Here is a 24,741-nt window from a genome sequence, read left to right on the forward strand (position 1 = left end):
CTGCGATGCCGGCAATCGACCTTCCGTAGACTCGCCCTATGACTTCGACCACATCATCTGCACCCCTGCCCGCTGACTTCGTCGAACAGGCGAAGCGACGTCTGCCCGACATGCTCGCCGACATCGAACGGGTCATCTCCCTCGAAACCCCCTCGCACGACAAGGCCGCCGTGGCCGCAGGAGCACGGGACTTCGCCGCGCTCCTGGGGGACCGCCTCGGTGCCGAGGCGGAACTGCTCGAGGTCGACGGCACCGCCCACCTGCGTCTGCGCTTCGGCACCGGACCGGCCCGCGTCGTCCTGCTCAACCACCAGGACACGGTGTGGCCGCACGGCACCCTCGAGCGCATCCCCTTCTCCACCGATGATGGGATCCTCCGCGGTCCCGGCAGCTTCGACATGCTCACCGGGGCGATCATGAGCGTACACGCGACCGCGATGGTGGCCGACCACCTCGGCGAGGGCGGGCTGGACGGTCTGTCGATCCTCGTCACCGGTGATGAGGAGATCGGATCCGTGTCCTCGTCGGACCTCATCCGCGCCGAGGCGGCCGAGGCGAAGGCCGTGTTCGTCATGGAGGCGAGCGCCGGCGGGGCGCTCAAACTCGAGCGGAAGGGCACGAGCAACTACGTGCTGAAGTTCACCGGCAAGGCCTCGCACGCGGGTCTCGAACCGGAGAAGGGCATCAACGCGGGAATGGCCCTGGCTCTGACTCTGCCGTTGGTGGCCGACCTGGCCGATGCCGCGGCCGGGACGACGGTGGTGCCGACCGTGATCAGCGCGGGGACCACGTCGAACACTGTGCCGGCCGAGGCGCGGGTGGACATCGATGTGCGCGCCCGCACCGCCGCCGAACTCGAACGCGTGGATGCGCAGATCCGTGAGTTGGCTGCGAAGCCGCAGGTGGAGGGCTCGACGACGGAGGTGCTCGGTGGAATCAACCGGCCTCCGTTCGAACCTGAGCAGTCGGCTGCGCTCTTCGACAGGGCGACGGCTCTCGCCGGCGAACTCGGGCTGCCCGCGCCGCAGGGAGTGTCTGTGGGCGGTGCCTCGGACGGGAACTTCACTGCCGGTGACGGCATTGCCACTCTCGACGGTCTCGGTGCCGTCGGCGATGGGGCGCACGCCGAACACGAACACGCCGTCATCGACGAGATCGCCCCGCGCACCGCTCTGCTGGCCGCTCTCATCGCCGATCAGCTGCAGGGCTGAAGCGGGTCGGGCGGCTTCCTTTCGCTGCCGCCGACCAGTCCCGCTGCCAGTGCGCCGGGGCCTCCCCTACGCAGTTAAGTGTGCGCAGATTGCCAGTTTCGAGCCGAAAATGTGCAATCGGCGCACAGTTAACTGTCGGCAGCAGGGCTTCAGTCGACCGGGTAGCCCGCCGCGCGCATCTGATCCGGTGACTTCAGCGTGAACAGCCAGTCGCGCAGGTGAGGATCCGGGCGGATCGTCGTCCGCGCGTTTAGTCGATCTTCGCCGACGAGGTAGTAGTGGTAGCCGTGCTCGCCGAGGTGGCCCATGAGTTCGCGTGGTTTCGCGCGGTCATCGAGGACTTCGCAGAGGATGTCCGGGTGCAGCGCGGCGAGGAAGTCCTGCCCGTGAGCGAAGACATCGTTCTCACCGCCTTCGACGTCGATCTTCACCGTCACGCGCGGTGCCTCTCCCCGCCCTGAAACGTCAGGTACACCTTCCCCGGCGTGCAACCGCGGATCTCGCTCCGACGCCTCGGCCAGCACCTCGGGCAGGAGTGCGTCGAGAGAAGTGAAGCGCACCTCGGCGTCGGAATCGAAGTGCATATCGGAGGAGTAGAACGACGGCAGCGCCGATCCCCCGTCCCCGATGGGCACCTTCATCCAGGTGTCGGGGCTGCCGACCCCGGTCGGGTGGACGGTCACGCGGCTGTTGAAGCCGTTGCGTTCGACGTTCTTCTCCACACCCGCGACCACAGCGGGGATGATCTCGAAGACGTGGGCGCGCACATTCTCGTTCGCGGCGAGGACGGCCATGGTGAAGACCCCGGTGTAGGCACCGATGTCGAGGAAGACATCGGCATCGGCGCTGAGCGCGACCATGAGGTCGAGGGCGAACGCGTCTTCGGGTTCGGTGCGTCGGCCCCTTCCCCAGTAGAACTCTTTGGCGATCTCGCAGCGGAAGGGCTCGACGAGGATGAAGTCGGCTCCGCCCGCTCGTCCGCGGATCTCGGTGAGTTCGATGGGGGCGGGAAGGCGACCGATCTTCAGCCCTCTGATCCGGGGCGCGATCGTTCGCAGCAGAGGGTGGAGCGCAGGTTGTGCGAGGGCGGTTTTGACCGGCAGCTTGAGGCCGAACCAGGACTGTCTGCGCGCGGTGAAAGTGCGCAGGTGGTCATTCACGACGATGGCCCCCTTGCTGACAGGAAGACTTTTGTTCACACTATCAATCGCCGGCCCGCCGCTCCAGGGTTCTGCATTAGGTTAAGGCCGAGACTCACCCAATAATCCGGCACCGGGCATGATCAGATTCGCCGATGAAGATCCAGGCTGTAGACCTGGTAGACCATTGGCTTACCGTCCAGGTGCTGGTCGATCGTGGATCGATACGTGCCCATGAACTCGAAGCCCAATCTGCTCACGACGCCAATCGAAGCTGTGTTTCCTTCCTCGATCCGTGCGATCGCGCGCGACCCAATTTCCTCGGCTACGATGATTTCGCAGATGATTTCTACCGCGGCAGTCGCAATTCCTCGGCGGCGAGCCCGAGGATGGATTGAGTAAGACACGTTGACATCGCCTTTCGCAGGCAAGTCAGCGAGGTCCGGATCGCACTCAATATAGCCAGCCAAACGTTCATCCGCCCAAATCCCGAACCCTCTGGCACCGAGTCCGCTGGACGCGTTGTTCGCCAATCGCTCGAAGTGTTGGCGGGTGGACTCCTCGGTGCCATACTCGCCAGTCAACCAGCGAACTGTCTCGGCATCCTCGCCGAGGTTATGAGCCACGATGTCGGCTGGCGTCAGTGCTTTCAACTCGATCATGGGATAGGTTTCCTCATATTCGGATGCCCTGATCGTCTCCGAGCTAGGACCAAGAGTCAAGGCTGTCGTCTGCGGCCACGGAGCAGTACAGATCAACTCGGCGCGGACCACTGGCATAAGGTGGAAGCGAAGACCCATCCGCCCCGTTGCGAAGCAGGAGCCCGGCATATGAAGCTCAAGTCAGTCACCCTCCACCAAGTCTCGATCCCGCTGGTCACTCCGTTCGAGACCTCGTTCATGAGGGAGACGGAGAAGGACTGCTACCTCGTCGAGGCTGTCTTCGACACCCCGCAGGGTGAGGTCACCGGGTGGGGCGAGTCGGTGGCGATGATCTCTCCGCTCTACTCTTCCGAGTATGTGGCCGCCGGCATCGATGTCACTCGCCGCTGGCTGGCACCGCTGCTCTTCGACGTCGAGAATCTCACCGCGGAGACCGTCGGCTGGCACCTGCGTCATGTCATCGGCCACCCGATGGCGAAGTCGGCTCTGGAGATGGCCGTCATCGAGGCTCAGCTCAAGCTCAACAACCAGTCATTCAAGGACTACCTGGGCGGAGTGGTCGACTCCGTGCCTTCAGGAGTGTCCGTCGGCATCCAGGATTCCGTCGAGGAGACCGTCAAGGTCATCGGCGGCTACCTCGAAGAGGGGTATGCCCGGATCAAGTTGAAGATCAAGCCCGGCAAGGACATCGCCCCAGTGGCCGCGGTGCGCAAGGCCTTCGGCGACGACTTCGGCTTCCAGGTCGACGCGAACGCCGCTTACACTCTCGTCGACGCCGCACACCTGCGCCGCCTCGACGACTACGGTCTCCTGCTCATCGAACAGCCCCTCGGCGAGGCCGACATCCGCCAGCACGCCGAGCTCGCCAAGCTCATGGACACTCCGATGTGCCTCGACGAGTCGATCGTCTCCGCCGAGGCTGCCGCGGACGCGATCATGCTCGGCGCCACCTCGGTGATCAACATCAAGCCCGGACGGGTCGGCGGGTTCGTCGAGGCGAAGAAGATCCACGATCTCGCCGCCGCCCACGGCGTCGCCGTCTGGCACGGCGGAATGGTCGAGACCGGCCTGGGGCGGGCGGCGAATGCGGCGCTGGCATCACTGCCGGGCTTCACCCTGCCCGGCGACATCTCCGGCTCGAATCGGTTCTTCCACGAGGACATCACCGAGGAGATCGTCATGTACGACGGCAAGGTCGACGTGCCCACCGGCATCGGCTTCGGCGTCTCCATCGACCCGGCCAAGCTCGAACGCTTCCGCACCGAATCAGTGGAGATCCTGCCCGGACAGTAGGACAAGGTTCGCCGAGGCGGCCCTCCCCTCACCGGGCACCGACCGGCAGGCGGGGCCGCCTCAGTCGTGGGTGTGAGTCTCCTCGGCGGCGTCCTTCGCCCGGTCGAACTGGAACGTCGAGTGTTCGATCGCGATCTTGTGGTGCTCTGTCAGGCATTCCTGCAGAGCCTTGAGGATGCGCGGAGCATGCCCGTCATAGAAGCATTCATCCGCGAGAACGACATGAGCGGTGAGCACCGGCAGATTCGAGTCGATGCGCGTGATGTGGAGGTCGTGGACTTCCTGCACATGCTCGACTGCCTCGAGATGCTCGCGGACCTTGTCGAGGTCGAGCTCCTTCGGTGCCTCTTCGAGCAGGATCGATCCGGTCTCGCGCAGGATGGCGAACGCTCTGGGAACGATGAGCGCCGCAATGATCAGGGCGGCCACGGCGTCGGCTCGGTCCCAACCGAAGAGCCAGATCGCCAGAGCCGCGAAGATCACGGCCACCGAGCCGAGCGCATCGGCGATGACCTCGAGGAACGCCGCTTTGAGGTTGAGGGAGTCTTCCTTCGATGAGCTGAGGATGACGATGGAGACGAGGTTGCCGACGAGGCCGATGGCACCGAAGAGCAGCAGGCCCGGTCCGGGCACCTCCGGCGGGACGAAGAATCGCCGGATGCCTTCGATGAGGCTGTAGACGCCGAGCCCCAGCAGCAGGGTCGCCTGAGCACCAGCCGCGAGCACTTCCGCCCGACGGAACCCCCAGGTCTTCTGTCCACCCGTCGGCTTGCTGACCAAGCTCGCCGCGAAGAGTGCGATGCCGATGCCGATGAGATCGACGGCGTTGTGGCCGGTGTCGATGAGCAGCGCGAGACTGCCCGTGACCACCGAGCCGATGAGCTGAAACACGAAGATCGTCGCGACGATGCCGAAGACGATCCGCAGCTGTCGCCGCGAACCTGAACCATGCGCATGATCGTGAGCCATAGATACCTCCTCGACTCAATACATTAACATATGCACATTTATTTATGCATCCGATGTGCCGGAAGGAAGAGCCGGAGCACACCGGACCCCGTCCGCAGGGCACATCGTCGCTCGGTCAGTCGGCACCGCGGCACGCTCCACGCAAGAAGCGGCCGCCGAGGATGTCCTCGGCGGCCGCTGCTGCGTGATGTGGGCGCCCCTCATCCGGGGCGGCTGTCAGCTCTGGGTGCCCTTGCTGTCGTCGTCCTGATCGTCGCCGGGCTCATCGCTGTCGGGGATGTCTGCCGCATCCGTCCTGGACGTGCTCGCACCGCTCTCGTCGAGGCGGCGCTTCGCCTCGTCGATATAGGCCTGCACGTCGAAGCCGGTGGCCTTCTTCACCTCGTCGCCGATCCGGTCGAGGTCGACCCCGCTGTCATCGAGGAAGGCCTTCGGATCGAATCCCGTGCCTGTCGATCGCGACCTGGCAGACGCATCGTCAGCGACGACTCCGTCGACGACCTCGCTCGAGGAGCGGCCCGTCCCGGACGAACCACCTGGCGTGTTCCTGCCGGGCCCGCCAGAACCGCCGTTTCCACCGGGTTCGCCCGAACCATCACCACTCGAGCCGGCTCCGCCGGAGCGCTTCGCCTTGGCCACGAGGTCGGTGAGGTCGACACCGGTCGTTCCGCGCACGACCTCGAGGACCTGCGAGAGGTTGTTCGACACGGAGTTCGCGAGCTTCGACTCGCCATCGGTGGACACGATCGAGAGGTCCTTGATGTTCGCATACGGCGCCACCAGCTCCCCGGCGACCGAGGGCAGCACCTCGAGCACCTTCGACAGCACGGCCGCATCGTTGAACTGCTTGTAGGCCTCGGCCTGTGCACGCAGCGCCTCGGCTTCGGCCTCACCGCGGGCACGAATCGCATCGGCCTCGGCTTCACCTTCGAGGCGGATCGCCTCGGCGTCCTTCGACCGACGATGGAGCTCGGCGGCGGCCTCGGCCCGACCCTGCGCCTCGATCTCATATGCGCGGGCATCGGCCGCGGCCTGCTGCCGGTAGCGTTCAGCGTCGGCAGGTCTGCGCACTTCGGCGTCGAGCTGTTCGGCGCGCAGCTCCGCGGCCTCCTTCGCCACGATCCGGTCCTTCTCGAGCAGCTTCTGCTTCTCGGCTGCTGCGGCCAGCGGGCCGGCGTTGTCTGCCGTGGCCTGTCGCTGATCGGCCTCTTCCTTCAGCGCGGCCCTGCGCAGCGCCAACTGCTGCTGTTGTTCGGCGATCGCCTGATCGGTGAGCGCCTGCTGCTTCTGGGTCTCTTCGTTCTGCTGCGCCTGCTCGACGGCCGAAGCACGGCCGGCGTTCGCCTCGGCGATGGCGGCGTTCTTCGCTACTTCGGCGGCCTGCGGACGACCCCAGTCGCGCAGGTAGCTGCCTTCGTCCTCGACGGCCGAGATCTGGAACGTGTCGATGATGAGGCCCTGGTTGTTCATCGAGTGCGCGGACTCTTCCTGCACCTGCGCGGCGAAGGAAGCGCGGTCCTGGATGATCTGCTCGACGGTGAGGGTGCCGACCACGGCGCGCAGGGTGCCGGAGAGGATCTCCTTCGAGTAGTGGTCGATCTGGTCCTGCTGGTCGAGGAAGCGCTGTGCGGCCTTGCGCACATCATCCTCGGTGCCGCCGACCTTGACCTGGGCGACGCCGCGCAGACGCAGGGCGATGCCGTTGATGGAGATGCCGTCGATCTCGACGGAGATCTGCCGCGAGGACAGCGACAGGATGAACGCCTTCTGCACGATCGGGTAGACGACCGAGCGACCCCCGATGACGATGCGACCGGTTCCCGAAGCGCCCGAGGCGTTCCGACCGGTGATGATGAGCGCCTCGGACGGTGAGGCGATCTTGTAGGAGCGCAGGATCACGAACAGCGCGATCAGGATGATGATCACGAGGACGCCGATTCCTCCGGCGCCGAAGAGCAGGTCCATCAGTGGGCCTTTCATCGCAGTGGGATGTGCCGACCGACCGATCGCCGGCCGGCCCCTTTCATCCTAGGCCAGCCCACTGGCACGCAACAGGGTGGAAACCCTCGCGCTCAAAGGCAGAATCTCGCCGAGGCGGCCCACCCTGACCGTCAACCGTGCGGTGGAAGCCTTCCTTCACACCACCGATGCAGTGATCAAGTTCACTTGCCCCATTCCCATGGCGGACCGGCGATGAGCAGACCCGAGAAGACGAGGATGACGAAGATGACTCCGATGCCGATGGCCGCCCACGGGAAGCGGATGCACCACGAGGTGAGCTTCTCGAACCAGGTCTGCGGGGTGCGGCCGTTGCGGCCCAGACCCCAGTCTCCTTCGAGGGATCCGGTCTTCTCCACCGAACGCTCGAAGGGAATCGTGGCATACGGAATGATCGCCGATCCCAGTCCCGTGGCGATGCGGCGTTTGCTCCACTGCTGCGAGGTGCCGACGCCGATGACGGCGATGACGAAGCAGATGAAGATGAAGCCGTGGACGCCTCCGCCGATCCGCACCCCCACCTCGGTGGTGTGGGTGACGTACTTGAGGAACATGCCGATCAGCAGCAGAGTCCAGGTCATGGTCTCGGCGATGGCGAAGAAGGTGAAGAAACGTTTGGGAGTCACAGAAGACCATTGTCCCTTGACGGGTTGGGCGTCAGCTGAAGACCGCCGCCGACTGAGCGGAATCGTCTCAGTCCGGAGTTCCACCAAGTCGGAGTCCACTCCCCCGGTCCAGTCAGGTCACGGACACAACTGCGCGGGCCGGTGACCTCCTCGGTCACCGGCCCGCGCAGTTCGTGCCCCCCACCGAGACGGCGCGTCATCGTCGATCAGATCTCGACGAAGCTCCGCCTCGGTGACGGTGTGATTCCTCTGCTCAGCCGCGGCGCCGGCGCGAACCCAGCGTCATCGCCAGACCGAGCGCGATGAGCGCTCCGGCCGACAGGATCAGCGGCAGGGCTTCGTTACCGGTGCGCGGAAGGTCTCCTCCGCCGCCACCGTTGCCGCCGTCGCCGGCTCCCGGTCCGTCACCTTCGGCGACGACCTCGAAGGATCCGGTCAGCGGATCTCCGCCTTCGCAGTCGACGGTGACATCGTAGGTGCCGATGTAGCTGTCGACCATCGATGCATCGAGTCCGCGGACTCCGAATCGGGCGGTGCCGTCGGCGCCGACCTCGGCTGTCTGTTCGAACTTCTCGATCTTCCCGTTGTTCGGGGTCACCGTCATCGTCGCCGTGGTGTCAGCAGTGCAGCCGGTGGCCGCGACCTGGACGCCCTTCTCACTGACGAAGTCCGGCGCCTCGATCGTTTTCGGGTCGATGCTCAGAGCTCGCTCATCAGGAGCCTCGGTCGGCGTCTCCGTGGGCGGATCAGTGGGATCCGTGGGCGGAGTCGTCGGATCGGTCGGAGGATCCGTCGGCGCGTCGGTGAGGTCATAGGCCAGCGTGTGGACGGCGAAGCCGATGGCGGGAGCGAAGATGTCGATGGACTCCTTGCTCACGTTCTCGATCGTGTCCGTGGGCTGGTGGTAGTTCGTGTCGTGCTTCTCACCGACGGTGCCGCCGAACATCTCGGCTTCCTCGGCGGTCTTCGTGCCGTCGGCACCGGAGAACAGGCCGCTGGCAGGGATGCCGTTGTCGATGAACGCCTGGTAGTCCGAGCGCCCGGAGAAGTCGGTGCCGACGTTGGGCTGGTCGATATCGGCAAAGTAGTCGGTGAAGACCTTCTCGAGCTCGGCCGAGCCTTCGGGGACGTTGACGCCGTCGGGGATCGGCACATCGGAGCCGTCCGAGTCGAGCGTGCCGACGATGTAGTTGTCGGAGCCGATCATGTCGAAGTTCATGTACGACTTGATCTTGCCCAGCTCAGCATCGTCGAGGCTCGCGACATACTCCGTCGAACCGACGAGTCCGACCTCTTCTGCGCCCCACCAGCCGAAGCGGATGGCGTTGTCGACCTCGGTCGGCTGCTCGGCGAGCGCTTCGGCCGAAGCGAGGAGTGCTGCAGATCCCGAGCCGTTGTCGTTGACGCCGGGACCTTCTTCGACGCCGTCGAGGTGAGCACCGAACATCTGGACGTTGTCGTGGTCGCCGGCCTTGGTCTCGGCAATGACGTTCCAGGTCGTCTCGGTGACGAACTCGGTCTCGAGCGTGAAGTCGGCAGTCAGGGCCGCGGCGTCCTGTGCCTCTGCCTGACCTCCTTCGGCCTCATCGGCTTCGTCGGCACCTTGGCCGAGTCCTGCCTCGGCGTCCGTCTGACTGCCAGCTTCTGCCCCGGCCTCCGCGCCTGCGGCTTCGACCTTCTCAAGGAGGTCAGTGCCGACGTTGTAGGTGACCGTCACGGTCGGCGCACTGCCCTCCATGCGTTCGCCGAGAGTGGCGTTGAGCTCCTCGTCGGGGTTCTCTTTGTCATTGTTGTAGATGATGACCGCCGCGGCACCGGCTTCGGTGGCGGCCTTGGTCTTGTCGCCGAAGGCGCATTCGCCGCGGGACACGAGCACGAGGGCGCCCTCGGCGCTGTCATCGAAGTCGCTCGCCTGGCAGCCGAGCTGTCCGCCGGCAAGGTCGCTGTTGTCGTCATCGACCGGCAGCACCACCGGCAAGTCGGTCAGCGGCTCGGTCGTTCCCTCTGTATATGAGGCGGTCGCCACCTCGACCGTTTCTCCGTCGACTTTGACGTCGACGGTGCCGAAGTCCTGGCTCTCGACGTCGAAGGCCTGACGCTTCACATCGAATGCGCCAGTCGCCTCGAGGGTGGATTCGACGTATTCCACGGCTTCTTCGTAGCCGGGCGTGCCCAGCGCACGGAATCCTTCATCCGCGTGCGAGGTGGAGATATCGGAGATCTTCTGCAGATGCTCCATCACGGCGTCCCCGTTGACACCCATATCGGTGTGTTCAGTCGGTCCCGCAGTGCCCGCCGCCAGTGTCGGGCTCACCCCGCCGAGGACCAGTCCGGCCGTGGCGGTGACCGCCAGCCAGCTCTTCGTGCGCAACTTCATGGAGTTCCTTTCGCTCCTTTGTCTGTGTCCAGAGGAATCGCACATGACGGCGCACCGGAAGCGACCGCACGGCATGACTGCTCGTCCATACCGGTGTCGGCCTCTTTACAGCTGCGCTTGCGGGGAAGCTCGATTCTGACGCTTCGCTATGACTCGTCATTGGTAACGAATCACATGCTTCTATAACGAAACGGTGACACAACTCACATTGGTCATTAATCTAACGCACCACAGCCGGCTTTAAGGTTACGAATTGATAACAACCGGTCACTGATTGGTTTCGCATGCGCGGACTGCCTGCGGTCCGCATGCGGATTCTCTGCGGTCGCCGCGTCCGCACCGACGGTCGCTCCCACCGCTCTCCCCCACCCCACCCCGTGCCGAAACCACACCACCGGATTAGACTTGGACCAGTGACGACCCATGACTCCGCAGGAGGGACTCCGCCCGCCTCCCCCGACAGACGGACCATTCGCCGCTGGCAGCGCTACCTCGCCAACGAACGGCTCGAGGAGCGCGTGTATCGCAACCTCGCAGAACGCCGCAAGGGCGAGGACCGTGAGATCCTGCTCAGTCTCGCCGCCGCGGAATCCCGACACCAGGAGCACTGGATCACTCTGCTCGGCGAACACGCGGAGAAGGGCCGTTCCGCTGACCTCCTCACACGCTGCCTGGCTTTCCTCGGAGGCATGTTCGGCTCCGTGTTCGTCCTCGCCCTTGCTCAGCAGTCCGAGACGAGCTCGCCGTACGACGAAGAGGAAGCCGCCTCCGCCGAGATGGCCGCCGATGAGCGCATCCACGCCGAGGTGGTCCGTGCCCTGGCCGCCCGTTCCCGCGCCCGCCTGTCGGGGAACTTCCGCGCCGCCGTCTTCGGTGCCAACGACGGCTTGGTCTCGAACCTCGCACTTGTCCTCGGTGTCGGCGCGGCTGGAGTCTCGAACACCGTCATCCTGCTCACCGGCGTGTCCGGACTGCTCGCCGGAGCCCTGTCGATGGGAGCCGGCGAATACATCTCGGTGCGCTCCCAGCGCGAACTCCTCGACGCCTCCACCCCCGACCCCGAATCCCGGCACGCTCTGGCCGATCTCAACATCGACGCCAACGAGCTCGCCCTCGTCTTCCGCGCCCGCGGAATGGAAGCCCGCGAGGCCGAGGCCCGCGCCAACCGCACGATCGCGGCGGCGAAGAACAAACAGGCGCCGAGGCTGCCGAATCTCGATTCCGAGGTCGACCGCGACGAGCTGGGCACCGGCCTCGGCGCCGCCCTGTCGAGCTTCTGCTTCTTCTCCTCCGGCGCGCTCATCCCGATCCTGCCCTACATCTTCGGCATGTCCGGGCTGCCCGCCGTGTTCCTGTCCGCCGGCCTCGTCGGCATCGCGCTGCTGTTCACCGGCGGCATCGTCGGCCTGCTCTCCGGCAAATCGCCCGGCCCCCGCGCCCTGCGCCAACTCGGCATCGGCTTCGGCGCCGCCGCCGTGACCTACGCCCTCGGCCTGCTCTTCGGAGGTACCGCATGACCGATCCGCTCATCCTCGTCGACCCCACCACCGGCACGTTCGAACTCACCGACCTGGGTGCCGCCCACCTGCCCGTCACGGACCTCTCCGCTCATCGCGGAGACGGGATCTTCGAAACCGTGCTGGTGAGCATGGGTGCGCGCGGTGCCACCGTGGTGTCGCGAGAACGGCACTTCACCCGGTTCCGCGCGTCCGCCTCGGCGCTGGATCTGCCCGATCCCGACCAAGGACTGTGGGATCGAGTCATCGATTCCCTCATCGCCGAGGTGGCCGCCGCCGATCCGGAGCATGTCGAGTTCGGGATCCGCTACGCGCTCTCCCGCGGGGAGCAGGACGCGAACGGAGAGTACCGAGGCCGCGGGTGGGCCTTTCCCGTGCCCGTGGACGACCACATCCGTACAGCTCGGGAGCAAGGTGTCACCGCCGTCAGCCTCGATCGCGGCTTCGACGCCTATATCGGCAGCAAGGCTCCGTGGCTGCTCATCGGCGCGAAGACTCTGTCGTATGCGGTCAATCAGGCCGCCGGCCGCTATGCCGCGTCCAATGACGCCGATGAGGCGCTGTTCGTCTCCCATGACGGAATCGTGCTCGAAGGACCGACCGCGAATCTCATCATCCGCCGAGGCGACCGCCTCCTCACGCCGAATCCGGAGGCGGGTCTGCTGTCGGGAACGACTCAGCGCCTGATCTTCGATCATGCGGAGGATCTGGGCCTGCGTGCCGAATATGCCGACCTGAGCCTCGACGACGTCAAGGCGGCGGATGGGGCTTGGTACGTCTCGTCGATGCGCACGGCGGTCGCGCTGCGCGAACTCGATGGGAACGCGATCTCAGTTGATCAGACTCTGACCGACAGGTTCCAGGAGATCATCCGCGGACGGTGAGGTCGCGGGAGCCGCCGGCTCCGAGCAGCGGCGGGTACTTTCGGGGATGCGCTGCCCCGAGGTTGCCGGGCTCTGGGCGCCTTCGGGGATGCACTGCCCCGAGCTCTCAGGCTCGGGGCAGAGCGTCGGCGGGTTTCGCCGAGGGGAGAGTGAAGGCGAGTACGAGCCCGAGGATGCAGGCGGCGCAGCTGATCAGCCACACCGGCCAGAAGACGCCGGACATTCCCGGCAGCAGCGCAAGCAGGAATCCGAGGGCGCCACAGACGAACAGTCCGGTGACGACGCGCGTCTTCCACTTCCTCAGCATCGTGTGCCTTTCTCTTCACGTTTCGACCCAGACCTTCCCTTGCCCGATCGAAGCGTGCTCTCACGCTATCTCCCCCGGTCCGCCCGGCACATCCCCCAAAAGTATGAAATGAGCGAACTTTCTCGACCTCGTTCAATCGCGGGTGGCCTCGCGCGCATCGTCCTGCGTTAGTGTTGACTTCGACGGAATAGGTTCCCGCTGCTCGTGAGAGTGGTGGGGCTCAAGGTTCAAAGGAAAGGACACGAGCATGGGAAAGCTCGCTTGGCAGATCATCGGCGTGGGAGCGCCCATCGCAGCTGCATTCGTCGCTCGCAAGACCCTGACCTTCGCGTGGGAGAAGTCGACGAAGCGCCCGGCGCCGTCGAACCCCGTCGATGACGAGATCTCGATGTCCGAGGCACTGGCCTGGACGATCGTCTCCGGTGTCGGTGTGGCCGTGGCTCAGCTCGTGGTTCAGCGCATCGCCGCGAACACCGTACGCAACAACTTCGGCGAGGAAGCCCTGCCGAAGAAGTTCCGCAAGCAGATCGAAGAGATGACCGACTGATCCTCCGCTGACTTTCTGCTGCTTCTGCAGCAGAGAAGCGGCCCGCGAAGCTCATGCTTCGCGGGCCGTCTGCTTCCCGACGTAATCTGCCGGTTGAGCCCGGCCCGCCAGCAAACGCGAGTCAGAAATTCATACGCCCTGATCAAGATCACTGCGTATGAACTTTGAGGCCGCTCATCCACACCTAGGTCCGACGCGGTCGAGGATCTCGGCGAGGACCGATGCCTCGATCTGCCCCGGCGCCGAAGCCTGACCGATCTGCGCGAATGTGGCGCAGCTGCCGAAGTCGGCGCCCATGATCCTGCTCGTCCGGCCCAAGGAACCCATCGAGATTCCAAGCACGGGAACCGCCAGCGAGGCATCCGCCGCGGCAGTCGCCTCCAGGAGACGCAGAACATCGGCCGGTGCCTGCGGCATCATCGCCACCTTGGCCACATGCGCTCCGGCCTCGCTCATCGCAGCGAACGTCTTCAGCAGGCGCTCGGCAGAGTCCGTGGACTCGAAATTGTGGTGCGAAGCGACGACGGGCACGCCCGCTTCCTGCGCCGAGGCGATGAGGGAGCCCGACTCGGCCCGATCGATCTCGACGTCAATGGCCACGGGAACGCCTGAGTCCACATTGCCGGCTACCCCGGCGATGAGTTCCCGCACCACCTCGGCGTAATCATCCTCCGTGATCTCCACCTGCCCGCCCTCGAAACAGGTGCGGACGGTCAGGAGGATCGGCAGCTCCGCTGTGAGTGCACTCGGAAGCAGACGAAGGGCCGCCTCGGCGAGGCTGTGCGCACTCCTGTGCACGCCACCTTGCGCGGAACCGGAGGCGACTACGAGCAGCGGATCGATGCGCCATTCGACGGCGTCGACGATTCCGGTCGCAGCGGCCGCGGCGCATTCGGCGGCGAGCTCATCGGCATCGATCGCCTGTGTCGGCACGATGACGGCAGGTCGCCCAGGATTGCGCACCGCGGGCGATCCTGCGGCAGGATTGAGGAACGGCAATGATTTCATTTCTCAAGCGTAGGCGGTGACCAGGCGCGCGCGGGCAGGAGGACACGGGTGGAGACGATGCAGGTGGACAGGATCAGCGCGCGCGATGGATTCCCCCTCGAGATCCAGGTCAGCGGGCCGGAGGACGCTCCTGCCCTGCTCCTCCTGCAAGGTCAGTCGAACTCGCACGAGTGGTGGGATGACCTGCGCGGGGACTTCGAAGCGGACTTCCGCACGATCACGTTCGACTATCGCGGAACGGGCGGCAGCCGGGGTGAGCTCGGGGAGCTGTCGACGGCGAGCTTCGCCGATGATGCCGCGGACGTGCTCGACCACCTCGGCGTGGATCGGGCCGCGGTCTACGGCACGTCCATGGGTGGGCGCATCACACAGATGCTGGCACTCAACCATCCGGAGCGGGTGAGCGCTCTCGTCCTCGGGGGCACCTCTCCCGGCGGGACGCATGCCGTCAAGCGTCCGCGTGAAGTCGGCCAGGCACTGGCGAGGCTGCGCGGTGATGAGCATACCCAGTACCTCTTCGACCTCTTCTACACCCCCGAATGGACGGTATCGGCGAAGTACAGCAAGATGCTCGGCGACGACACGATGACGGCCGCCGAATCATCTGCCCATCTGCGCGTGAGCGCCAACCACAATGCCTGGGACCGGCTGCCCGAGATCTCCGCCCCGACGCTGATCATGCACGGCGATGCCGATCGGATGAACCCGGTGGAGAATGCCCGGATCCTCCACGAGCGCATCCCCGGATCTCAGCTGCGCATTCTGCCGGAAGGCCGACACGGATTCTTCGAAGAATTCGCCGAGGTGGTCACTCCGGCCGTCATCCGCTTCCTCACGGAATCGCTGCAGAAATCCTGAAGGCAAGAATCCTGAAGACAAGGCCGCCTACTGCATCAAAATCCCGTAACCGGTAGCAAACCCATTAGCGGCATACCTACATGCTCCAATCGATGATTATAACAATCAAGTAACGCACGACAGTGTGTTTTCCCAGGTCAGAGCCGCAGTCAAGGGTGACGCGCCGGATACTCGGGGCAAAATCTCTGCCGAAAACCCTGAACAAAACTACAATGGTGGATCAGATATCCGTGTGCGGTGAGGCGCGTGCGCAATTGAGCTATTCGGATCTGATCTGCGAGCACCGAACCGTGCAAACGGGGGTGAAGCCTCTCGTTCTTGCGGACTGCCAAGAATGCAAGGAGGAAGCACGTGAGCGTTGTCAAAGCGTCACACGTCTACAAGGTTTTCGGAAAGCGCGAAAACGAAGTCGTCAAACGACTCGAAGAGGGCGCTGACCGTGATGATCTGACGAAACTCGGAACGGCCGCCGTCATCGACGCGAGCTTCGAAGTCGAGGCCGGCGAGATCTTCGTCGTCATGGGCCTCTCGGGCTCGGGCAAGTCGACCCTGATCCGCACTCTCAACGGACTCTGGGCACCCACCGCCGGATCCGTCGAGGTGCTGGGCACCGACATCGCGAAGATCGACTCGGCCGCACTGCGCAAAGTCCGCAGCGAACACATCTCGATGGTGTTCCAGCACTTCGCGCTGCTCCCGCACCGCACCGTCCGCGACAATGCCGCCTATGCGCTCGAGATCCGCGGAGTCGCGAAGGCGGAGCGGGACAAGGCCGCCGACCGTTGGCTCAAGGCCGTCGGCCTCGAAGGCTGGGGCGACAAGTTCCCCGAACAGCTCTCCGGCGGTATGCAGCAGCGCGTCGGCCTGGCCCGTGCGCTGGCGGCCGAGACCGACATCCTCCTCATGGACGAAGCCTTCTCCGCCCTCGACCCGCTGATCCGGCGCGAGATGCAGGAACAGCTCGTCGAGCTGCAGCGGGAGCTGAAGAAAACCATCATCTTCATCACCCACGACCTCAATGAGGCGATGTTCCTCGGTGACCGGATCGCGGTCATGCGCAACGGACGCATCGTCCAGGTCGGCACCCCGGAGGACATCCTCACAGACCCCGCCAACGACTACGTGGCACAGTTCGTCCACGACGTCGACCGGGCCCGCGTGCTGACTGCCAACAACGTCATGGAGAAGGCACGGCAGACCGTGAGCAATCAGAACGGTCCCCGAGTTGCACTGCGCACCATGCGCGACAACGGCGCCTCAGGCGTGTACGTCACGGACAGGGACAGGAAGTTCCTCGGCCTCGTCAGCGACCGCGACTGCATCGAACACATCCGGACAGGTGCCACGACTCTCGACGAGATCATCAAACCGGTCGCCCACCCCGCATCTCCGGACGACCTGCTCATCGATCTCTTCCTCCCGACCGCGGAGATGCCTCTGCCGGTGCCCGTCACCGACGCGGACGGCGAACTCGTCGGCGTCGTCCCCCGAGCCACCCTGCTCGCCGCGCTCGGCACGCAGAACGGCAACGACGAGGCCTCGACGGAAGCCGCTGTCGAAGACTGGCCCGAACCGGTCGACACCGGAATCATCGACCAGGTTCTCGCCGAAGGTGCTGATGCCGTCGCACCGCAGGCCACCGGTGAAAGGAGTGAGCGCTGATGGAGAACATCAGAATTCCGATCGGAGCCTGGGTCGACACCGTCTTCGATTGGCTCAAGGACAACGTCGCGTGGTTCTTCGACGCCGTCACCTGGCTGTTCAACTTCCTCATCGAAGTCCTCACCGACGTGCTCGTCGACCTCCACCCGCTCGTCATCATCATTCTGCTGGCGCTCATCGGCTGGATCTTCCGCTCGTGGCAGATGGCCGTGGGCACGCTCATCACTCTGTTCTTCATCATGACGATGGACCAATGGGTGGCCGCGATGCAGACCCTGGCGCTGATCATCATCGCCGCTGTCATCGCCATCATCATCGCCGTCCCGGTCGGCATTCTGGCCGCGCGCAGCAACAGAGCCTCGGCGGTCATCAAACCGATCCTCGACTTCATGCAGACGATGCCGGCATTCGTCTACCTCATCCCGGCGGTCACCTTCTTCGGCATCGGCGTCGTTCCCGGCCTCGTGGCAACGGTGATCTTCGCTCTGCCCCCGGGTGTGCGGTTCACCGAACTCGGCATCCGCGGGGTCGACTCGGAGACGGTCGAAGCCGGACAGTCCTTCGGTGCGACTCCCGGCCAGATCCTCCGCGGAGTCCAGCTGCCCTTGGCCACGCCGACGATCATGGCCGGCATCAACCAGGTCATCATGCTCGCACTGGCGATGGCCGTCATCGCCGGCATGGTCGGCGCCGACGGACTCGGAAAGAACGTCGTCGAAGCGATCGCCACCCAGAACCTGCCGCTCGGCGTCGAAGCCGGACTCGGCGTGGTGATCATCGCGGTCTACCTCGATCGCGTCACCGCAGCCCTGGGCAACGCGAAGGACTACCCGCACTCGCTCGTCGCGGGGATGCGTCGTCGCAGCGCGAAGAACAAGGCGGCTGCAGCAGCGGCCTGAGTCGATGAACCACACAGTCTGATTAGTCGATCACTAGAGAAAAGGAACACACAATGAAAAGAAGATTCCTCACCCCGATCGTCGCTGCAGTCGCAGCCCTCGGCCTTGCCCTGACCGGTTGCTCGCAGGAAGCGGCGAAGGACGACGGCGGAGGCGGCGACAAGGGCGACATCAAACTCGGCTACGTCACCGGCTGGACCGACGGCCAGAGCATCTCGCTCCTGCTCGAAGATCAGCTGGAGAAGATGGGCTACAACGTCGAGACCCAGACCTTCAACGACGCGGCCGTCCTCTACGCCGGTGTCGCTAACGGCGATATCGACATGTATCCGTCCTCGTGGCCCGAGGTCACGCACAAGCAGTACATCGACGAATACGGTGACGACCTCGAAGACCTCGGCGCCTACTACGACAACGCCGTCCTCACGATCGCCGTCCCGAAGTACATGAAGGACATCAACTCGATCGAGGACCTCAAGGGCAAGGGCAAGGACTTCGGCGGCGAGATCATCGGAATCGAGCCCGGAGCCGGTCTGACGAAGGCCACCAAGGCGATGATTCCCGAATACGGTCTCGACGACGAATACGAGCTCGTCACCTCGTCGACCGCTGCCATGCTCACGGAGCTCGGCAATGCGACCGACGCGGAGAAGGACATCGTCGTCACCCTGTGGCGTCCGTTCTGGGCCAACAACGAGTACCCGGTCAAGGACCTCGAGGACCCGAAGGGTGCGATGGGAGACCCCGAGAAGCTCCACTTCACCGCGACCAAGGGCTTCGGCGAAGAGTTCTCCGACGCTGCTGACTACGTCGGGAAGATCAAGATGGATGACAAGCAGTACGGAGACCTCGAGGACCTGGTCGTCAACAAGTACAAGGATGATGGCAAAAAGGCCATCGCCGAGTGGCTGAAGGCCAACCCCGATGCCTACGAAGGTGAACTGCCTGACGAGGAGTGATTCTGTCGCGCCGCGGCAGCAGCTTCGCTTACGGACGACACCGTCGGCTCAGCTGCGGACTTCCCCAATGCCCGGTGTGCGGTCATGAATATGCTGTGCCCTCCCGACTCGGACGAGTCGGGAGGGCACAGCTGTATGAGTAGACTCGACTGAGAATCGCCGTTGACACCGTTATCGGTGCGCGGGCCCGAACGGAGGACATCCCATGGCAACCGCTTCGGGAACCGTCGACACCTTCGTCGGACCCCTCACCGTGACGAGCGACGGCCGGTCCATCGTCCGACTCGAATGGCGCAGATCCGCCGAGGCGAGCGACGCCGCCGATCCGATCCCCGCTGGGGCGGCCGAAAGGTCGGACCCGATCCTCACCGAGGCGACCGCCGACGTTTCCATCCCCGCCGAGGTGGCCGCCGGCTCGGACCCGATCCTCGCCGAGGCGGTCGCCCAGGTGCGTGCGTACTTCGACGGCCGCCTCGGCGAATTCGACCTGCCCGTGGACTTCGGTCAGGTCTCGGACGTCGCGAGGACAGTTTTGACGGCCTTGGCCGAAGAAGTCCCCGCGGGGACCACAGTCACCTACGGACAGCTCGCCGAGGCGAGCGGAACCGGGATCCCGGCCCGTGCCGTCGGCGGGATCATGGGACTCAATCCGATCCCGATCATCGTCCCCTGCCATCGTGTTGTCGCAGGTAGCGGACTCGGCGGGTATTCGGGCGGGCTGCCCGGTCACGAGCTCGAGACCAAGCGGCGCCTCCTCGAGTTCGAAGACGCCCTGCCGCAGCCGCTGTTCTGACATTCTGCAGTTCGCGCTGTCATTCCGCAGTTCGCGCGTGCATTCTCCAAATCGCGCTGACATTACACAGGTCGCGTGCATTCTGCCGATCGCGCCGGCCTGCAGTCGTGCGGATTCGGGACACAGTCCGCTCGGATACGTTCGTTGAACCGGTGGAAGTTGAGTGAATACTGTGATTGCATAGACATACCAGATTTTGTGATCACAAAAGATCCTGCGTTCACACGTTCCTGCTCGGACGACGGAGACTGCCAGAGACGGCAGCACCTCCTCGTTCGGGCAGCCACCACGAAGAGGAAACCGATGAAGTCACGCACAATCACCACCGCAGTCGCCGCCTGCGCAGCCCTGGGCCCCGCCTTGACCGGGTGTTCCCAGGAAGCCGGCAAGGACTCCGGCTCCGGCGGCAACAAGGGCACGATCAAGATCGGCTACATCTCTTCGTAGTCCGACAGCCGCAGCACCGCGTTCCTGCTCGAGGACCAGCTCGAGAAGCTCGGATACGAGCCAGAGCTGGAGACGATCTCCGGGGCTGCGATCCTCTATGCGGGAGTGGCGAACGGCGACATCGACATCTACCCCTCCGCCTGGCCGGAGAAGACCCACAAGCAGTAAATGGATGAGTACGGCGACAAGATCGAGGACATCAGCACCTACTACGACGAGGCGCAGAAAACGATCGTCGTGCCCGACTATGTCGACATCGATTCGATGGATGAGCTCAAAGACAATGCCGACGAGTTCGACGGCAAGATCGTCGGCATCGAACCCGGAGCCGGTCTCACCAAGGTGACGAAGGATTCGATGATGCCTGCCTACGACCTGGAGAAGGACTTCGAGCTCGTCACCTCCTCGACCCCGGCCATGCTCACCGAGCTGGGCAATGCCATCGATGCGAAGGAAGACATCGTCGTCACCCTGTGGCGTCCGTTCTGGGCGAACAACGCCTTCGACGTCAAGGAGCTCAAGGATCCGAAGAACGCCATGGGCGATCCGGAGAAGATGCACTTCCTCGGCACCGACGGCTTCAGCGAGGACAACCCCGAGGCTGCCGAGCTCATCAAGGGGATCAAGCTCGACGACAAGACGTACGGAGAGCTTGAGGACCTCATCGTCAACGAGTACGAAGAAGGTCAGGAAGGCGACGCCGTCGACCAGTGGATCAAGGACAATCCGAAGGCCTTCGACTCCGAGATCACCGACTGAGTCACTGCTCTCATCGGGCAGAACCGAGTCCTGACGCACCGCAGTGAGCACGGACATTGCGCGGCCGCCGTTCCCGCTTCTGCGGGTCCGGCGGCCGCTCGTTTTCAGTGAGGACGCGGCCGTGCCTGCCTGTCCGGCGGCCGCGCCGCTTCCTCACCCGTCGAACAGCTCCTGCCCGACGTACCCGTCTTCGGTCGCTCCGGGCGGGATCGCCCACACGGTCGACCCGATCGGGGTCGTCCATTCGTTGAGCAGGTCCACCTCGGCGAGGCGGCGCTGGATCGGCAGGAACTGCCGTTCGATATCGGCCTGGAAGGACGCGAACAGCAGCCCCGAATCCCCGCCCGCACCGGTCTCGTAGTTGAACGTGCGCCGGTGGATCTGCACCTCCGGACCCAGTCCGTCGCGGGCTCGGGCGATATGCGCGACCTGTGAGATCTTCGTCAGTCCGCGCTGATCGACCGCGGTGAAGTCCGGGACGTCGAACTCGTCCTCACCCGACAGCGGTGCCCCGGTGCCCATGGTCCGCCCGACCGAGAACTCCCGTGCCGGCCGGTCGGCCTGATCCCAGGTGTCGAGGTTCATCGCGATATCGCGCAGAACCAGCGTCGTTCCCCCACGCATCCATACCGGCAGATGCGCTCCGAGGTCGACCGGCGGCTCCCCGCGAGCGGAGAACACCGGGTTCGCGGTCTTCGTGCCCTGTCCCCAGATGATCCGCGCGAAGTCCTCGGATCCGGGTCCCGGATTCGCCGTGCCATCGAGCTGACCGAAGAGATTCCGCTGGGTCTTCCCCTCCCCCGTGCTGCCGTAGGCACGTCGGAATCCGTCCCGCTGCCAGGCCACCTCGGCGAACGAGCGCGAATCCTTGAACAGCATGCGCCGAGCATGTGCCAAGGTCAGCGGGTCGTCGCCGCAGAACTGCAGGAGCAGGTCGCCCTTGCATCGGTCCTCATCGAGGCGATCGATCGAGAACGCCTCCAAGGGCTTGAGCCAGTCCGGAACATGCTCCTTTCCGGCCAGGGCAACCAGCCTGGCTCCGAATCCGAAAGTCACTGTCAGCCGGGCAGGGTCGACGGCGAGTTCGGATTCGGAGTCGGCCAAGGGCGCCCGCCCCTGCGTCAGCGCAGCCGCATCCGCGGTGAGGAGCCGCAGCCAGCGCACCGCCTCCGCGGCCTTGGTTCCGGGCTTGAGCGTGAACGCGATGAAGTGCCCATAGGCCTGTGGTGGGGTTTCGACCCCGGATTGATGAGTGCCGTAGAACGGCACGGTCTGCGGCCCATTCGCGCCATCCAGATCTCGCCGAGGCGGCCCGCCGTCACCAACGCTCGTGCCCTGTGATCCGGGACCGCGGCCGAGCGCGAATCCGGCCGTGGCACCGACGACGCCTGCACCGCCGGCCGCGGCCGCCGAGGTCAGGAGACCTCGGCGGCTGAAGCCGGGGCGACCGGACTCAGTGGTCACCGTGGTCGCCGTGGTCGTCACTGGAGCCTTCGGCTTCACCGGGCGCGTAGTCTTCCTGGGCTCCGGAGTACTCCTTGGCTACGGCTGTGACCTCGACGGTCTCGTCGTCGGCGGTGACGAGGTCGAGCTTGATCTGCTCGCCCGGCTTGATCGCCTTCTTCAGCCCCATGATCATGATGTGATCGCCTCCGGGCTCGAAGCGGAGGCTCTCTCCCGCCGGGATGGTGAAGCCGCCCTTCTTCTCCTGCATGGACATTCCGCCCGAGCCGTCGCCTTCGGTTTCGTGGAGTTGGACCATCTCCGCGTCCGCGTATTTCGCCTCGACGAGGTTGATGTCGGCGTCGGTGTTGTTCTTCAGCTCCCCGAAGACTGCGGTCATTCCGTCGTCGGCGGCCTTGACCCAAGCGCCGTCGAAGCTGAGCGCTTCGGCGTCGACTGCGCTTTCCGAGGATTCCGCCGAGGCGGAGCCGCTGCCGTCGGTCTGTTCCGAACCGGCGGCCCTGCTGTCGTCTTGGCGGCAGCCGGCCAGGCCGATGGCGACGGCGATGGGCAGGGCAAGGGCCAGGGTGATGTTCTTTCGCATGATGTCTGCACTTTCGTCATTCAGGTGCAGTCGAGAGCACGTGTCGGCGCGCCGCGGTCGCCTGCTGGCGCGGGCAGTCCCGCGTGTCCCCTGTCGTCAGACGACGAGGATCTTCGGTCGCAGAGTCTCTGCTGCTCGAAGCTGCGGGCGCTCAGCCACACCGCGTTCGTATGCCTGCGCGCAGCTCGTGCGAGTGCAAGCGTGCAGGGCACGTGCTGGCTGGGATGCGGAGCACGTGTCTTCTGCGCGCAGCGGTCTGCGCGGACGTGTTCGACTGTCACCGAGGGGCGGGCCGCCGCTGATTCGGCGGTCGCCCGAAATTGGGTGGTCACCCGGAAAATCGAGTGTGGGTCGGCGGTGGACTCGCCGAATGAGATGTCAGACGGGTGCGGGCGGGCCGCGGCGGTAGTTCGGGCCGACCACCGCCGAGGTGACCGGCAGCGGCAGCCGGAACGAAGCGCAGAGCTTGCGGAACGGTTCGTCGGCCAGGACTCCGGCCGCCTCGGCGAGGGCTCGCAGTGCGCCGATCACCGGGCCCAGGGCCAGCTGCAGAATGCTGAGGACGATGTCCTCACCGCGCTTGAGGATCACGGCGGTGACGAGGACGGCGACGACGTGTGCGATGACCATCCCCACCGAGGTGGCCCCGTGGCTCGCATGTCCGAGCGCGGATGCGGCAGGTCCGAGGTCAAGGGAGCCGGAGGCTGGGACGATGTGTCCGGCGTGGGTGTGGAGGGCCGCCTCGGCGGAGGTGGAACCGGTACCAGCAACTCCGGCCTGCCCGCTTCCGGATTGAGCGGTTCCCGCGTGGGTCCCCGCATGGGCGAAGGTGTGTGCGGACCAGCTCATCGTCAGGTGCATGAGCACCTGTCCGAGGCCGAGCAGACCGGCCAGAGTCAGGTAGCCCAGACGCCTGCCGGCGACGATCATCGCCGCCCAGAGAACGAGAACGAAGACGACCACAATGCCCGGAATCGAGACGCCGCCGCCGGCACCGAGGTGCATGAGCAGGGCCAGGAGGGTCGTGAAGAGGGCGGCGGCGAGCGCACGCACGGACTTCGTCCATCCGGTCATGGGCCCTCCTCTCAGCTCGCTCCCACATTCTACTCAATGTAGAACAATTTCGGGAAGGCGGCAGAGCCTACATCCGCAGCCAGGTATCGGCGGTCTTCTTGACCATGGCACCGGCATCAGCGGCAGCATCGCCCCAGGCGACGAGGTTGCCATCGGGGTCAGTGGTGGAGTCGGAGAGGACGACGACGTCGAAGTTGCACACAAGACCCGCCATCGCCGAGGCGTAGACGGCTCCGAGGGTGCCCGCCGAGGAGGCGTTGGCATCGGCATCGCCTCCCGCCTGGGCGGCGGGGTCAGTGGTGACTTGGCCCGCTCCGGCCCCGGGCACGCCCGTGGTGGCGTCGGCGCCGGGCACGGCCGCGGTGGCGTCGGCTCCGGCGATGATGATCCGGTCGACGGAGAGGTCATGCAGACCTGCGGCCAGATCGTCGACGCCTTCGAACACATCCGGACTCTTGGACCGGAGCACAAGATCCTCTTCATCAGGGACGAAGATGCTCAGCTCCCCGTCGGGAGTGTCGGCGAGGTCGGCCTTCGTCGACGCGAAGATGAGCACACCGCCCACAGCGCGGGTGCGGGTGACGATATCGCCGAGGGTCTCCATGGCGTCATCGCTGGGGTAGCTGGCGTCGTCGGTGTCAATGAGGAGCAGGGCATCCATACTCCAATCGTGCCACGACCGACTGACACATTCGAAGCCGGTTC

The 24,741-nt window shown here is 65.0% G+C and carries 25 protein-coding genes and 1 pseudogene; 13 read left to right on the plus strand and 13 right to left on the minus strand.

The window, feature by feature from the left end; translation table 11 throughout:
• The first annotated feature begins 38 nt into the window (after positions 1–38).
• Positions 39–1,211, plus strand: coding sequence for a M20 family metallopeptidase (locus SB749_RS03610; protein WP_410709083.1), 1,173 nt, complete (start codon positions 39–41; stop codon positions 1,209–1,211).
• Positions 1,212–1,360: 149 nt separating this feature from the next.
• Here SB749_RS03610 and SB749_RS03615 read toward each other — a convergent pair whose 3' ends face one another.
• Both SB749_RS03615 and SB749_RS03620 read right to left on the minus strand, forming a co-directional pair.
• A complete protein-coding gene (locus tag SB749_RS03615) occupies positions 1,361–2,371 on the minus strand; it encodes an FkbM family methyltransferase (RefSeq protein WP_410709084.1) in 1,011 nt (336 codons plus the stop codon).
• A 122-nt stretch (positions 2,372–2,493) separates the two neighbouring features.
• A complete protein-coding gene (locus tag SB749_RS03620) occupies positions 2,494–3,012 on the minus strand; it encodes a GNAT family N-acetyltransferase (RefSeq protein WP_410709086.1) in 519 nt (172 codons plus the stop codon).
• Between the two features lie 168 nt (positions 3,013–3,180).
• Here SB749_RS03620 and menC point away from each other — a divergent pair, with 168 nt between their 5' ends.
• Positions 3,181–4,305, plus strand: a complete 1,125-nt coding sequence (gene menC / locus SB749_RS03625; RefSeq protein ID WP_410709087.1) for an o-succinylbenzoate synthase — start codon at positions 3,181–3,183, stop codon at positions 4,303–4,305.
• 60 nt (positions 4,306–4,365) lie between these two features.
• Here menC and SB749_RS03630 read toward each other — a convergent pair whose 3' ends face one another.
• The gene (locus SB749_RS03630; RefSeq protein ID WP_410709088.1) at positions 4,366–5,274 is read right to left on the minus strand and encodes a cation diffusion facilitator family transporter; all 909 of its coding nucleotides are present in this window, start codon (positions 5,272–5,274) and stop codon (positions 4,366–4,368) included.
• Positions 5,275–5,329: 55 nt separating this feature from the next.
• On the opposite strand from SB749_RS03630, the gene SB749_RS03635 reads away from it, so the two are divergent.
• Positions 5,330–5,524, plus strand: coding sequence for a hypothetical protein (locus tag SB749_RS03635; RefSeq protein ID WP_410709089.1), 195 nt, complete (start codon positions 5,330–5,332; stop codon positions 5,522–5,524).
• On the opposite strand, the gene SB749_RS03640 is transcribed toward SB749_RS03635, so the two are convergent.
• The 3 genes from SB749_RS03640 to SB749_RS03650 form a co-directional block, all read right to left on the minus strand.
• Positions 5,491–7,239, minus strand: coding sequence for a flotillin family protein (locus tag SB749_RS03640; protein WP_410709090.1), 1,749 nt, complete (start codon positions 7,237–7,239; stop codon positions 5,491–5,493). The genes SB749_RS03635 and SB749_RS03640 overlap by 34 nt on opposite strands.
• 197 nt (positions 7,240–7,436) lie before the next feature.
• Positions 7,437–7,898 carry a DUF3817 domain-containing protein gene (locus SB749_RS03645; RefSeq protein ID WP_410709091.1) on the minus strand — a complete coding sequence of 154 codons (462 nt, stop codon included), beginning with the start codon at positions 7,896–7,898 and terminating at the stop codon, positions 7,437–7,439.
• Positions 7,899–8,151: 253 nt separating this feature from the next.
• The gene (locus tag SB749_RS03650; RefSeq protein WP_410709092.1) at positions 8,152–10,275 is read right to left on the minus strand and encodes a M28 family peptidase; all 2,124 of its coding nucleotides are present in this window, start codon (positions 10,273–10,275) and stop codon (positions 8,152–8,154) included.
• A gap of 413 nt (positions 10,276–10,688) precedes the next feature.
• Between SB749_RS03650 and SB749_RS03655 the strand changes: the two genes are divergently transcribed.
• Both SB749_RS03655 and SB749_RS03660 read left to right on the plus strand, forming a co-directional pair.
• Entirely contained in the window at positions 10,689–11,792 is a 1,104-nt protein-coding gene (locus SB749_RS03655; RefSeq protein ID WP_410709093.1) for a VIT1/CCC1 transporter family protein, read from the plus strand.
• Positions 11,789–12,676, plus strand: coding sequence for an aminotransferase class IV (locus SB749_RS03660; protein ID WP_410709094.1), 888 nt, complete (start codon positions 11,789–11,791; stop codon positions 12,674–12,676). The genes SB749_RS03655 and SB749_RS03660 overlap by 4 nt, the downstream gene beginning before the upstream one ends.
• A 106-nt stretch (positions 12,677–12,782) precedes the next feature.
• On the opposite strand, the gene SB749_RS03665 is transcribed toward SB749_RS03660, so the two are convergent.
• Positions 12,783–12,983 carry a hypothetical protein gene (locus SB749_RS03665; RefSeq protein WP_139468999.1) on the minus strand — a complete coding sequence of 67 codons (201 nt, stop codon included), beginning with the start codon at positions 12,981–12,983 and terminating at the stop codon, positions 12,783–12,785.
• 247 nt (positions 12,984–13,230) lie between these two features.
• Here SB749_RS03665 and SB749_RS03670 point away from each other — a divergent pair, with 247 nt between their 5' ends.
• Positions 13,231–13,530 (plus strand): DUF4235 domain-containing protein, encoded by a 300-nt coding sequence (locus tag SB749_RS03670; protein WP_169253526.1) that lies wholly within the window; start codon positions 13,231–13,233, stop codon positions 13,528–13,530.
• A gap of 174 nt (positions 13,531–13,704) precedes the next feature.
• On the opposite strand, the gene aroD is transcribed toward SB749_RS03670, so the two are convergent.
• Positions 13,705–14,538: a type I 3-dehydroquinate dehydratase gene (gene aroD / locus SB749_RS03675; protein ID WP_410709095.1), complete on the minus strand. Its 834-nt coding sequence runs from the start codon at positions 14,536–14,538 to the stop codon at positions 13,705–13,707.
• A 57-nt stretch (positions 14,539–14,595) separates the two neighbouring features.
• Between aroD and SB749_RS03680 the strand changes: the two genes are divergently transcribed.
• The 7 genes and pseudogenes from SB749_RS03680 to SB749_RS03710 all read left to right on the plus strand — a co-directional run.
• Positions 14,596–15,396: an alpha/beta fold hydrolase gene (locus SB749_RS03680; protein WP_410709924.1), complete on the plus strand. Its 801-nt coding sequence runs from the start codon at positions 14,596–14,598 to the stop codon at positions 15,394–15,396.
• 351 nt (positions 15,397–15,747) lie between these two features.
• Entirely contained in the window at positions 15,748–17,058 is a 1,311-nt protein-coding gene (locus SB749_RS03685) for a quaternary amine ABC transporter ATP-binding protein (protein WP_410709096.1), read from the plus strand.
• Positions 17,058–17,957 carry an ABC transporter permease gene (locus SB749_RS03690; RefSeq protein ID WP_181271519.1) on the plus strand — a complete coding sequence of 300 codons (900 nt, stop codon included), beginning with the start codon at positions 17,058–17,060 and terminating at the stop codon, positions 17,955–17,957. Before SB749_RS03685 ends, SB749_RS03690 begins: the two co-directional genes overlap by 1 nt.
• Before the next feature lie 53 nt (positions 17,958–18,010).
• Entirely contained in the window at positions 18,011–18,916 is a 906-nt protein-coding gene (locus SB749_RS03695) for a glycine betaine ABC transporter substrate-binding protein (protein WP_410709097.1), read from the plus strand.
• A gap of 205 nt (positions 18,917–19,121) precedes the next feature.
• On the plus strand, positions 19,122–19,709 hold the full coding sequence (locus tag SB749_RS03700) for a methylated-DNA--[protein]-cysteine S-methyltransferase (RefSeq protein WP_410709098.1): 588 nt from the start codon (positions 19,122–19,124) through the stop codon (positions 19,707–19,709).
• A 303-nt stretch (positions 19,710–20,012) separates the two neighbouring features.
• Entirely contained in the window at positions 20,013–20,156 is a 144-nt protein-coding gene (locus tag SB749_RS03705) for a hypothetical protein (RefSeq protein WP_410709099.1), read from the plus strand.
• Between the two features lie 18 nt (positions 20,157–20,174).
• Positions 20,175–20,915 (plus strand): annotated as a pseudogene (locus SB749_RS03710) (glycine betaine ABC transporter substrate-binding protein); the annotation flags it as partial.
• Between the two features lie 153 nt (positions 20,916–21,068).
• On the opposite strand, the gene SB749_RS03715 reads toward SB749_RS03710, so the two are convergent.
• The 5 genes from SB749_RS03715 to SB749_RS03735 form a co-directional block, all read right to left on the minus strand.
• Positions 21,069–22,400 (minus strand): Dyp-type peroxidase, encoded by a 1,332-nt coding sequence (locus SB749_RS03715; protein WP_410709100.1) that lies wholly within the window; start codon positions 22,398–22,400, stop codon positions 21,069–21,071.
• The gene (locus tag SB749_RS03720) at positions 22,369–22,962 is read right to left on the minus strand and encodes a copper chaperone PCu(A)C (RefSeq protein WP_410709101.1); all 594 of its coding nucleotides are present in this window, start codon (positions 22,960–22,962) and stop codon (positions 22,369–22,371) included. The genes SB749_RS03715 and SB749_RS03720 overlap by 32 nt, the downstream gene beginning before the upstream one ends.
• Before the next feature lie 20 nt (positions 22,963–22,982).
• Positions 22,983–23,294, minus strand: a complete 312-nt coding sequence (locus SB749_RS03725; protein ID WP_410709102.1) for a hypothetical protein — start codon at positions 23,292–23,294, stop codon at positions 22,983–22,985.
• Between the two features lie 46 nt (positions 23,295–23,340).
• A complete protein-coding gene (locus SB749_RS03730; protein WP_410709103.1) occupies positions 23,341–24,036 on the minus strand; it encodes a hypothetical protein in 696 nt (231 codons plus the stop codon).
• 67 nt (positions 24,037–24,103) lie between these two features.
• The gene (locus SB749_RS03735; protein WP_410709104.1) at positions 24,104–24,697 is read right to left on the minus strand and encodes a hypothetical protein; all 594 of its coding nucleotides are present in this window, start codon (positions 24,695–24,697) and stop codon (positions 24,104–24,106) included.
• Positions 24,698–24,741: the final 44 nt, after the last annotated feature.

The organism is Brevibacterium sp. SIMBA_078 (genome assembly GCF_046534565.1).
GTDB lineage: Bacteria > Actinomycetota > Actinomycetes > Actinomycetales > Brevibacteriaceae > Brevibacterium.